This is a genomic window from Actinotalea sp. (assembly GCF_041597215.1).
Lineage (GTDB): Bacteria > Actinomycetota > Actinomycetes > Actinomycetales > Cellulomonadaceae > Actinotalea.
Map to the genome: position 1 here is coordinate 1 of NZ_JBFHHB010000098.1, position 11,092 is coordinate 11,092.

General features: G+C 72.8%; 8 protein-coding genes and 1 pseudogene. 5 read left to right on the plus strand and 4 right to left on the minus strand.

Going from position 1 to position 11,092, the window contains the following annotated elements; translation table 11 throughout:
- A pseudogene (locus ABWK99_RS08630) lies at positions 1–519 on the minus strand (hypothetical protein); the annotation flags it as partial.
- Positions 520–1,023: 504 nt separating this feature from the next.
- On the opposite strand from ABWK99_RS08630, the gene ABWK99_RS08635 reads away from it, so the two are divergent.
- The 5 genes from ABWK99_RS08635 to ABWK99_RS08655 are packed head-to-tail and all read left to right on the plus strand — an operon-like array spanning position 1,024 to position 8,709.
- On the plus strand, positions 1,024–2,487 hold the full coding sequence (locus tag ABWK99_RS08635) for a cytochrome ubiquinol oxidase subunit I (protein WP_372594293.1): 1,464 nt from the start codon (positions 1,024–1,026) through the stop codon (positions 2,485–2,487).
- Between the two features lie 21 nt (positions 2,488–2,508).
- A complete protein-coding gene (gene cydB, locus ABWK99_RS08640) occupies positions 2,509–3,525 on the plus strand; it encodes a cytochrome d ubiquinol oxidase subunit II (RefSeq protein WP_372594299.1) in 1,017 nt (338 codons plus the stop codon).
- Entirely contained in the window at positions 3,522–5,189 is a 1,668-nt protein-coding gene (gene cydD / locus ABWK99_RS08645) for a thiol reductant ABC exporter subunit CydD (protein WP_372594294.1), read from the plus strand. The genes cydB and cydD overlap by 4 nt, the downstream gene beginning before the upstream one ends.
- A complete protein-coding gene (cydC, locus tag ABWK99_RS08650) occupies positions 5,186–7,012 on the plus strand; it encodes a thiol reductant ABC exporter subunit CydC (protein ID WP_372594295.1) in 1,827 nt (608 codons plus the stop codon). The genes cydD and cydC overlap by 4 nt, the downstream gene beginning before the upstream one ends.
- On the plus strand, positions 7,009–8,709 hold the full coding sequence (locus ABWK99_RS08655) for a GAF domain-containing sensor histidine kinase (protein WP_372594296.1): 1,701 nt from the start codon (positions 7,009–7,011) through the stop codon (positions 8,707–8,709). The genes cydC and ABWK99_RS08655 overlap by 4 nt, the downstream gene beginning before the upstream one ends.
- Before the next feature lie 29 nt (positions 8,710–8,738).
- Here the strand turns inward: ABWK99_RS08655 and ABWK99_RS08660 are convergent, their stop codons facing one another.
- The 3 genes from ABWK99_RS08660 to rnc all read right to left on the minus strand — a co-directional run.
- Positions 8,739–9,365 carry a response regulator gene (locus ABWK99_RS08660; RefSeq protein ID WP_372594300.1) on the minus strand — a complete coding sequence of 209 codons (627 nt, stop codon included), beginning with the start codon at positions 9,363–9,365 and terminating at the stop codon, positions 8,739–8,741.
- Between the two features lie 61 nt (positions 9,366–9,426).
- Positions 9,427–10,404, minus strand: coding sequence for a bifunctional DNA-formamidopyrimidine glycosylase/DNA-(apurinic or apyrimidinic site) lyase (mutM, locus tag ABWK99_RS08665; RefSeq protein ID WP_372594297.1), 978 nt, complete (start codon positions 10,402–10,404; stop codon positions 9,427–9,429).
- A gap of 1 nt (position 10,405) precedes the next feature.
- The coding region (gene rnc / locus ABWK99_RS08670) for a ribonuclease III (protein WP_372594298.1) at positions 10,406–11,092 on the minus strand (687 nt) is incomplete at its 5' end.

Sequence of the window (11,092 nt, forward strand, 5' to 3'; positions counted from 1 at the left end):
GGGCTCGGGCTCGGGCTCGGGCTCGGGCTCGACGACGGTGCGTGCGGCGCGGGACCGCGACGTGGCCGAGCGGCTGCGTCGGCTCCGCGGGGCAGCCTCCTCGACGACCTCCGTCGGCTCCTCGGCGACCTCGGCGGGAGCATCGGCGGCCTGCTCGATCGTGGCCTGCTCGGTCGCGGGCTGGTCGGTCGCGGGCTGCGTGGAGGGCGAGGTCGCCCGACGGCGGCGACGCGGGGCGGCGGGCGACGACTCGCCCTCGTCGGCGCCGGATGTCGGCACCGTCTCGTCGGTCACGGCCTTGGCAGCCCTGCTCGCCCGGGGCGCCCTGGCGGCCCGGGTCGCCTTCGGGGGCTTCTCCGCCTCGACCTCCGGCGCGGACTGCGGCTCCGGGAGCACCACGGCAGCCGTCGTCGGCTCGCCGGCCGGAGAGGTCGCGCGCCGGCGGCGACGCGGGGCGGCGGGCGCAGAGCTCGTGGGCTCGGGCGAGGGTTCCGTGGTGAGGTTGTGCTCGTCTGTCACGGGGTGCTCCAGGCCTGCGGGCCGTCCACACTCGCCGGTCCAGCAGGCGGTCGGTCGTCGCGGGCGCTGAGCGCTCCGCGACGGAAGTCGTCGGTAGCTGCTCGGTGGATGGGCGTCGCCGGCGCCTGCCGTGTCCACGACTCCTTCAGTCGGTGACGGCGGCGCGCGGCGGGTACGCGGACCCGAACCGGCAGGACAGTCGTGGTGACGCACCCGGTGTGGCGAGCAGCGCAACCGGTCGTAGTATCGCACAGGGAGGCCCTACGACCTCGCGGACACGCCTGGTGTGGGACCAAGGGCCGCCGCCCGGCGACGATCGCGGCGCGGCCGTCCCGAGCGGCCGACCGGCCCCCGACCGGGGCGGACGCCCCAGCGGGACCGTCCAGATGATGACACCATGTCAGCAAAACGGGACGAAGGTCCCACCTCCGAGGCCCCGTCGATTTCTACGGTCGTCTCGACGCAACGACGCGCCCCACCTGTTCATGCCCCGAAGGAGACACCGTGGACGCACTCGACCTGGCCCGATGGCAGTTCGGCATCACCACGGTCTACCACTTCATCTTCGTGCCGCTGACGATCGGCCTCACCCCGCTCGTCGCGATCATGCAGACGGCCTGGTACCGGACGGGCAACGAGCGATGGCTCCGCCTGACGAAGTTCTTCGGCAAGCTCATGCTGATCAACTTCGCGATCGGTGTGGCGACGGGCATCGTCCAGGAGTTCCAGTTCGGCATGAACTGGAGCGAGTACTCCCGCTTCGTCGGTGACGTCTTCGGCGCACCGCTCGCGATGGAGGCCCTCGCGGCCTTCTTCGTCGAGTCGACCTTCCTCGGCCTGTGGATCTTCGGCTGGGACAAGCTGCCCAAGAAGATCCACCTCGCCACGATCTGGCTCGTCGCGTTCGCCACGAACCTGTCCGCCTACTTCATCCTCGCGGCGAACTCCTGGATGCAGCACCCCGTGGGCGCGGTGTACAACCCGGAGACCGGCCGCGCGGAGATGACGGACATCGTCGCCGTGCTGACCAACTCCACGCTGCTCTCGGCCTTCCCGCACACGATCTCCGCCTCGCTGCTGACCGCGGGGACCTTCGTCGCGGGGATCGCCGGCTTCTGGATGGTCAGGACGGCCAGGGCGGGCAAGCCCGAGGTCGCACGTGACGTGTACCGGCCGGCAGTCGTGCTCGGCATGATCGTCATGCTCGTCAGCGGAGCCGGCGTCGCGATCTCCGGCGACTCCCAGGCCAAGCTCATGTTCGAGCAGCAGCCGATGAAGATGGCCTCGGCCGAGGGGCTCACCGAGTCCGCCCCCGACGGCGCCGAGTTCTCCCTGCTCGCCTTCGGTGACCTCACGAACGACCCGGAGTCGGTCACGCACGTCCTCGCCGTCCCCGGCCTGACCTCGTTCCTCGCCGACGGCTCCTTCACCTCCCCGCTCAAGGGCATCAACGAGCTCCAGGAGGAGTACAGCGCGACCTACGGCGAGGGCGTGGACTACGTCCCGAACCTCGCGATCACCTACTGGTCCTTCCGCCTGATGATCGGCCTGGGGATCGGCTCGGCCGCCCTGGCCCTCGCCTCGCTGTGGTTCACCCGCAAGGGCAAGATCATCGACAAGCCCTGGTTCGCCAGGCTCGCCATCGCGGCGATCTTCACGCCGTTCCTCGCCTCGTCCTTCGGCTGGATCTTCACCGAGATGGGCCGCCAGCCCTGGGTCGTGGCCCCCAACCCGACCGGGGTCGACGGCGTGTGGATGCTCACGGCCACGGGCGTCTCGAGCGTCGTCTCCGCGGGAACGGTCCTCACCTCGCTGGTGGCCTTCACCCTGCTCTACGGCGTCCTCGCGGTGCTGTGGTGGAAGCTCATGAAGCGTTACGCGATGGAGGGCGTCTCCGACAGCGAGACCGATGTCAGCCCGGACACCAACGACTCGAGCGATGACCGCCCGATGTCCTTCGCCTACTGAGACGGGAAGCGCACCGTGGAGATGTCAACGATCTGGTTCCTGCTCATCGCGGTCCTGTGGACGGGCTACCTCGTCCTGGAGGGCTTCGACTTCGGCGTCGGCATGCTGCTCCCGATCCTCGGCCGCAAGGACAAGGACCGCCGCCTCATGATCAACACGATCGGCCCGGTCTGGGACGGGAACGAGGTGTGGCTGCTCACCGCAGGCGGTGCCACGTTCGCCGCCTTCCCTGAGTGGTACGCGACGCTCTTCTCGGGCTTCTACCTCGCCCTGCTGCTCATCCTCCTGGCGCTGATCGTGCGCGTGGTGGCCTTCGAGTGGCGCGGCAAGTTCAACGACGACCGCTGGCGCGCCTGGGCGGACCGCGCGCTGATCTTCGGCTCCTGGGTGCCTGCCGTCCTGTGGGGCGTGGCCTTCGGGAACATCGTGCGCGGCGTCGCCCTGGATGCCGACCACCAGTACGTCGGGTCGTTCTTCGACCTGCTCAACGTGTTCTCGCTGGTCGGCGGGGCCACGACGGCGCTCATCTTCCTCACGCACGGTGCGGTGTTCATCGCGCTCAAGACGGACGGCGAGATGCGTGAGCGGTCCGGGGCCCTCGCGGAGAAGCTGGCCCTGGCCACGACGGTCATCGCCGGCGCGTGGGCGATCTGGCTCCAGCTCGCCTACTCCGAGGTCCTGTGGACCTGGGCAGCCGTGCTCGTCGCCGCTGGTGCGCTCGTCGCACTCGTGGTCACCACCCGGACGAGGCGGGAGGGGTGGGCCTTCCTCTCCTCGGCCGTCGCGATCGTCGCCGCCGTCGTGCTGATCTTCGGCTCGCTCTTCCCCGACGTCATGCCGGCGTTCGACCCCGCCAACTCCCTCACCGTCGAGAACGCGTCCTCCACGGACTACACGCTGACCGTGATGACGTGGGTCGCCGTGGTCCTCACGCCGCTGGTCCTGGCCTACCAGGCCTGGACCTACTGGGTGTTCCGCAAGCGGATCACGGTCGAGCACATCCCGGCGCACATCGGCCTGCCGCTGTCGAAGGTGTGAAGCCGCTCGACCCGAGGCTCCTGAAGCGCGCGCGGTCGGCGCGCCGGTACGTCCTGCTGACCGCAGGGCTCGGCGTGCTGACCGCAGCGCTGGTCATCGCCCAGGCCCTCCTGCTGGCAGCGGCCCTGGCCCCGGTGGTCAGCAGGACGGCCGACTGGCCGCAGGTCGCAGGCCACGTCGGCTGGCTCGCGCTCGTCGTCCTCGCGAAGGCCGTCGTCACCGGGGTCCAGGAGCGCTTCGCCCACCGCTCGGCCACCCGTGCCGTCGCCGAGCTGCGCGAGCAGGTGCTCGAACGGGCCGTGGCGCTGGGTCCGCGGTGGATCGCTGCCCACCCGGTGTCCACGCTGTCGACCCGGGGGCTGGACGCGCTGGACCCGTACTTCGTGCGGTACCTGCCCCAGCTCCTCCTCGCGGTGACCGTGACCCCTGCCGCACTGCTGGTCGTGCTCGGCCTCGACTGGATCGCGGCGGTGACGATGATCGTGACGCTGCCCCTCGTCCCGCTCTTCATGGTGCTCGTCGGCCGGCTCACGCAGACCTACGCCGACAAGCGCCTCACGGCGATGGAGCGGCTCGGGCACCAGGTGCTCGACCTGCTCGCGGGGCTGCCGACCTTGCGCGCGCTCGGTCGCGAGCGCGGGCCGGAGCAGCGCGTGGGACGCCTCGGTGAGGAGCACCGGCTGGCCACGATGGGCACGCTGCGGGTCGCCTTCCTCTCCGGGATGGTCCTCGAGCTGCTGACGACCCTCTCCGTCGCCCTGGTGGCGGTCGGGATCGGCTTCCGGCTGGTCTACGGCGAGATCGACCTGCAGACGGGACTGGCCGTGCTGGTGCTGGCCCCGGAGGTGTACCTCCCGCTCCGGCAGGTCGGCGCGCACTTCCACGCCTCCGCCGACGGCGTCGCTGCGGCAGAGCAGGCCTTCGCCGTCCTCGAGGAGGAGGTGCCGGAGGACGGCACGGTCCCCGCCCCCGACCTCGGCACCGCGACGATCCGCCTGAAGGGTGTCGACGTCGTGGCACCGGACCGCGCGGTGCTCGCGCCCGCAGGGCTGGACCTCGCCGTGGCCCCGGGGCGGGTGACCGCCCTCGCCGGGCCCAACGGTGCAGGGAAGTCCACGGCCGTCGCCGTCCTGCTGGGCGTCCTGAGCCCGGACGCGGGGCGCGTCGCGCTCGACCCCGTGCGCGGTCCGTCGATCGACCTGACCGAGATCGACCCGCAGACCTACTGGCGGCAGATCGCCTGGGTTCCCCAACGCCCCGTGATCGAACCGGGCACCCTCAGGGACTCCGTGCTCCAGGGCCGCACGGTCGAGGCGGGCGAGCTCGAGCGGGCCGCCGCGCTGACCGGGCTCGACCTCGTGGTCGCCGAGCGGCCCGGCGGGTGGGAGTCGACGCTCGGACAGGGCGGCTCGGGGCTCAGCCTCGGTCAGCGCCAGCGCCTCGCCCTGACCAGGGCGCTGCTGGCCCCCGCTCCCCTGGTCGTCCTCGACGAGCCGAGCGCGCACCTCGACGCCGACGGAGAGGCCGTCGTCCTCGGCGTCGTCGAACGACTCCGCACCTCGGGGCGCACGGTGCTCCTGGTCGCACACCGGGAGTCGCTGCTGCGGGTCGCAGACACCGTCGTCGAGGTCACCTCCGCCCCCCGGACGGTGGTCGACGCATGAGCGTCCCGACCGAGCAGACCGGCACCTGGCTGCACAGGGTCCGCCAGGACCCGCTGTGGCAGGCCCTGGCCATCCTCGACGTCGACCGTCGCAGGGTCGCGCTGGCCGTGCTGGCCGGCGCGGCCGGGATGGGCAGCGCCGTCGCCCTTGCAGGGGTCTCGGCGTGGCTGATCGCCAGGGCCTCGCAGATGCCGCCGGTGATGTACCTCAACGTGGCCGCCGTGGGCGTGCGCCTCTTCGGGATCTCCCGCGGGCTGCTGCGGTACGTCGAACGGCTCGTGTCCCATGACGTGGCCCTGCGCGGGATGGTGACCCTGCGGGTGCGCCTCTACGAGCTGCTCGCCGGGCGCCCGCCGGCCCGGCTGCTCGCACTGCGCCGCGGCGACCTGCTCGCCCGCGTCGGAGCGGATGTGGACGCCGTCGGCGACGTCCTCGTGCGCGGGCTGCTGCCGATGGCCGTGGCAGGCGTCCTGAGCCTCGGCAGCGCGATCGCTGTCGCCCTGTTCCTCCCCTCCGCCGGTCTCGCCCTCGCCGGCTGCCTCGTTCTCGCAGGGATCGTCGCCCCGTGGTGGCAGGTCCGTGCCTCCCGCGTCGTCGAGGAACGCTCCGCCCAGGCACGGGCCGACCTCGCAGCCGTGACCGTCTCCCTCCTCGACGGAGCTGCCGAGCTCACGGTCTCCGGCCGTCTCGGCCTGGCACGGGCCCAGCTCGACCGGGCCCAGACCGATCTCGCGTCCGCCGCCGACGCCGGTGCGCGTCCTGCCGCCGTCGCAGCGGCGCTCAACCCGCTGGCCACCGGACTGGCCGTCCTCGCCTCCCTGGTCCTCGGCATCCCCGCCACGACCTCGGGTGCGCTCGCTCCGGTCGAGCTCGCCGTGGTGGTCCTGCTCCCCCTTGCCGCGTTCGAGGCAGTGGGCATGGTGCCCAACGCCGCTGTCGCCGTGCTGCGCTCGCGCGAGGCCGCACGGCGGATCATGGACCTGCTGGGCGAGGACGCCCCGAGCACCTCCCCCACCGACGCCGACCGCACGGGGCCCACTCCCTCGCCCGAGGGCGAGGCCCTCCTCGAGGCGAGCGCGCTCTCCTGCGGATGGCCCGGGAGCTCCCCCGTCCTGACGGGCATCGACCTGGACCTCGGCCCCGGGCGCCGTGTCGCGATCGTCGGCCCGAGCGGCCTCGGCAAGACGACGCTCCTGCTGACCCTCGCCGGGCTGCTCCCTCCTCAGGCGGGCGAGGTGCGCGTCCACGGTCGGCCTGTGGACCGGATCCCCCGCGCCGAGGCGGCGGCGGCCGTGACGATGACGGCGGAGGACGCCCACCTCTTCGACACGAGCCTCCTGGAGAACCTGCGCGTCGCGCGGGGCGATGTCAGCCCGGACGAGGCGGTCGCCGCACTGCGCGCCGTCGGGCTCACCGGATGGCTCGCCGGGCTGCCCGACGGACTGGCCACGGTGCTGGGGTCGGACGCCGCGCGCGTCTCCGGCGGCGAGCGGCGCCGCCTGCTCGTGGCCAGGGCGCTGCTCAGCCCGGCGCCCGTCCTGCTGCTGGACGAGCCCACCGAGCACGTCGACGCCGACGCGGCCGGGCTGCTGCGCGACCTGCTGAGCGGGACCCTCGCCCCCGGCAAGGCGATCGTGGTCGTCACGCACCGACTGGCGGGGCTCGAGGCGGCCGACGAGGTGATCCTGCTCGGGGAGACGGGTACGGTGCGTGCACGGGGTCGGCACGACGAGCTGCTGACCACGCAGGTCGACGGCGCAGCCGCGTCGGGCGCCGACTCGTACCGCGCCGCGTGGGCCGCGCAGGAGCAGGAGAGGTCATGACGGCGCGTACGGACCACCACGACGGGTCGTTGGCCGCCGCCGACCTCCTCCAGGCCGCCCTCGGGCTGGCCTCCGACCTCGACCTGCCCACGGTCCTGCAACGCTTCGTCGCGGCGAGCGCCGACCTCACCGGTGCCAAGTACGGGGCGATCAACGTCCTCGACGCCCGCGGCCGGTCCACGACCTTCGTGCACACCGGGATGGACGAGCGACTCACGGCCGTGCTCGGACGCCCCCCGCACGCCGTCGGCGTCCTCGGCTCGATCCCCCCGCACGGGACCCTGCGGCTCGACGAGCTCATGCAGCACCCCACCTTCAAGGGCTTCCCCCCGCACCACCCGCCGATGGGCTCGTTCCTGGGGACGGCCGTGCGCGTCCGCAACCGGGTGTACGGCTACCTGTACCTGTCGGAGAAGGCGGGTGGCTTCACCGACGAGGACGACGAGGTCGTCATCACGCTCGCCGCCGCGGCCGCCGTCGCGATCCAGAACGCGCAGATGTACGCCGAGTCCGAACGCCGCGAGCACTGGCTGCGGGCCGGGCAGCAGATCACCACGATGCTGCTCTCGGGCGCGGACCAGGAGGAGGTGCTCGCTCAGATCGCCGCCTCCTCACGGGACGTCGCCGGGGCCGACACCGCGGCCCTCGTCCTGCCGGGACTGGGCGACTCCTGGGTGATGGAGATCGTCGACGGCGCCGGCTCGGACGAGCTCATCGGGACGGTCATGCCGCCGGACGGGCGTGCCAGGACCGTGCTCCGGGACGGGAACGGCCTCGTGGTCGACTCCCTGTCCCGCGCACGGGCGATGCGGGTCGACGCCCTGCGGCAGTTCGGCCCCGCGCTCTACGCCCCGATGAACGCCGACGGGCGAGGGGTGGGTGTCCTCGTGCTGCTGCGCAAGGTCGGCTCGGCACCCTTCGGGCCGAGCGACCTGGCGACGGCCGAGACCTACGCCGCGCAGGCGGCCCTCGCGCTGGTGCTGGCGGAGGCACGTCACGCCCAGGACGTCGCGGCCCTGCTCGACGAGCGCGAGCGCATCGCCCGCGACCTGCACGACCTGGCCATCCAGCAGCTCTTCGCCACCGGGATGCAGCTCGAGACGGTGCGCCGTCGGGCAGCGCGCGGCGTCGACCCCTCCGAGCTCACCGGGATCGTCGAGGACGCTCTCGACAACGTGGACTCGACCGTCCGGCAGATCCGCTCGATCGTGCACGCCCTGCGCGACCCCGACGCCTCGGCCCCCCTCGCCGAACGACTGCGACGCGAGGCCTCGCTCGCCCGCACCGGTCTCGGGTTCGCGCCGTCGCTCGTGATCACCGTCGACCACCGGGTCCTGGACTCGGCGGAGGCGCTCGACGGCGACGCCCAGGCACTCGACGACAGGGTCGGCGACGACCTCGGCGACGACGTCGTGGCCGTCGTGCGGGAGGGGCTCGCCAACGCGGCCCGGCACGCGAGGGCCACGGCCGTGGCGGTGCGGGTCGAGCTCGCGGGCGAGGGCCCGGACACCGAGGTGACCGTCGAGGTCGAGGACGACGGAGCGGGCCTCCCGCCGGAGCGCGACCGCCGCTCGGGGACGGACAACCTGGCCGCTCGGGCCCGCCGTCACGGCGGGACGTTCACCCTCGGGACCACGACGGAGGGCAGGGGGACCCTGCTCACCTGGAAGGCGCCGGTGCACGCCTCGGCGCTCTGAGGCGCCGGGCCGGGCCCGGCGCCGCTCGACTACTCCGAGCCGTCGCTGCGCCAGGAGCTGTGCTTGTGCCCGGCGACCCAGGCCGCGACCTGCGTGCGGCGCTGCAGGCCCATCTTCGACAGCAGCGACGTGATGTGGTTCTTGACCGTCTTCTCCGCGACGCCGAGACGATCCGCGATCTCGCGGTTCGACATGCCCTCCCCGATGAGGTCGAGCACCTTGCGCTCGGACGGGGTGAGGTCGGCGGTCGGGTCGTCGTGGTCGGCGCGGCGACGCGTCACCGTGCGCTCGTCGAGCAGGGTGCGCCCGGCGGCGACCGAGCGGATCACGTCGGCGATCTCGGCGCCACGTACCGACTTCAGCACGTAGGCGGCGGCCCCGGCCTGAAGGGCTGCGGCGAGGGCGTCGTCGTCGTCGAAGGACGTCAGGACGATCGCGCGGACCTCGGGCAGCGCCTCCCGCAGCGCGAGCATGAGGTCGATGCCCGTCCCGTCCGGGAGCTGCAGGTCGACGAGCATGACCTGCGGGCGCACGAGGGTCGCCCGACGGATGCCCTCGGCGACGCTTCCGGCCTCGGCGACGACGCCCATGCCATCCGCGCGGTCGACGACCTCCGCGATACCCCGACGGACGACCTCGTGATCGTCGACGATCATCACGGCGATCTCGGACTGACGCCCCGCAGGGCTCGGCACGTTGTTTACCACGTGGGGCATCCTAGAGAACGGGACGTGTGTAGCGCACACGGCGTGCCGTACGCGGACGAGGTTGGCATCGCGGGCAGGTGAAGGACGAACGGTTCATGAAGGCCGTTCGCTCCACCGGCGTCCCGCAGCGCGGGCACGGTCGGCCCTCCTGGCCGTACACCGCGAGGGACCTGTCGAAGTAGCCCGACTCCCCGTTCACGTCGACGTAGAGCGCGTCGAAGCTCGTGCCACCCACGCGCAGGGCCGACCGCATGACCTCCTCCGCGGCGTCCAGCACCCGGACGACCTCCACGGGGCGGAGCCGGTCCGTCGGCCGGGAACCGTGCAGACCTGCCCGCCACAGGGCCTCGTCGGCGTAGATGTTCCCGATCCCCGAGACGAGCGACTGGTCCAGCAGCGCGCGCTTGAGCTCGGTCCGTCTGCGTCGCACGGCGGCGACGAGGGCTGCCCGGTCCAGCGCGGGGTCCAGCAGGTCCCGGGCGATGTGCGCGACGGGCACCGGGACGGCCGGGGACGGGCTGCCGTGGCCACCGGGGGCGCCGTCCGGCGTCCGCTCGAGGTCGACGACCCCCAGGTGCCCGAAGGTGCGCTGGTCGACGAAGTCCAGGACGACTCCCGGGTCCCCGCCCAGCAGGAGCCGAGCCCGCAGGTGCCGGTGCTCGGGGGCCCGGTCCGCATGATGGACGAGCAGCTGACCGCTCATCCCGAGGTGCGCGAGCAGAGCGTCGTCCGGGCCGGTGGGAGGACGGGTGCCGTCGGGGCGGGCCGTGCCGCCTCCCGTCGGCGAGAGCAGCAGCCACAGGTACTTGCCTCGGCGGACCACCCCGTCGAGGCTCCGGCCGGTGAGCCGGGCGGCGAAGTCGACAGGTCCCCCGGGATGCCGTCGCACGGCGGAGTCGCGCCGGATCTCGACCTGCTCGACGGTACGGCCGCGCACGTGCCGGTCCAGTCCGTCCCGGACCGTCTCGACCTCGGGGAGCTCCGGCACCTCAGTCGTCGGTGCCCGACGTCACGCCGTCCTCGGTCACCTCGTGCGTGGCCGAGAGCAGTCGGTAGGCGGCAGCGGCGGCGTCCTGCTCCGCGAGCTTCTTCGCCGGGCCGACGCCCGAGCCGCGCTCCACGCCGTCCAGGACGACCGTCGCGGTGAACGTCCGTGCGTGGTCCGGGCCCACGCCGACCACGACGTACTCGGGGGCGCCGAGGCCGAGCCGAGCACCGAGCTCCTGGAGGGAGGTCTTCCAGTCGAGCCCCGCGCCGAGGTCCGCCGCCACCTCTAGGGTCGAGGCGACGAGCCGATCGACCAGCTCGCGCGCCGTCTCCAGCCCGTGGGTGAGGTACACGGCGCCGAAGAGCGCCTCGAGGGTGTCCGAGAGGATCGAGTCCTTCTCCCGCCCACCCGTGGCGAGCTCTCCCTTGCCGAGCAGGACGTAGTCGCCGAGACCGATCGAGCGGGCGATCTGCGCGAGCGCCCGCTGGGACACGGTCGCCGCTCGCATCTTCGCGAGCTGACCCTCGGACAGATCGGGGTGCGAGCGGAACAGGTGCTCGGTCACCACCAGGCCGAGGACGGTGTCCCCGAGGAACTCCAGCCGTTCGTTCGTCGGGATCCCGCCCGCCTCATGGGCGAAGGACCGGTGCGTCAGGGACAGCACGAGGAGCTCGGGGTCCAGATGGAC

Bases quoted from the DNA above. Each gene is read 5' to 3' on its own strand.
- cydB (WP_372594299.1), top strand. From the start codon at position 2,509: ATGTCAACGATCTGGTTCCTGCTCATCGCGGTCCTGTGGACGGGCTAC.
- cydC (WP_372594295.1), top strand. From the start codon at position 5,186: ATGAGCGTCCCGACCGAGCAGACCGGCACCTGGCTGCACAGGGTCCGC.
- ABWK99_RS08655 (WP_372594296.1), top strand. From the start codon at position 7,009: ATGACGGCGCGTACGGACCACCACGACGGGTCGTTGGCCGCCGCCGAC.
- ABWK99_RS08660 (WP_372594300.1), bottom strand. From the start codon at position 9,365: ATGATCGTCGACGATCACGAGGTCGTCCGTCGGGGTATCGCGGAGGTC.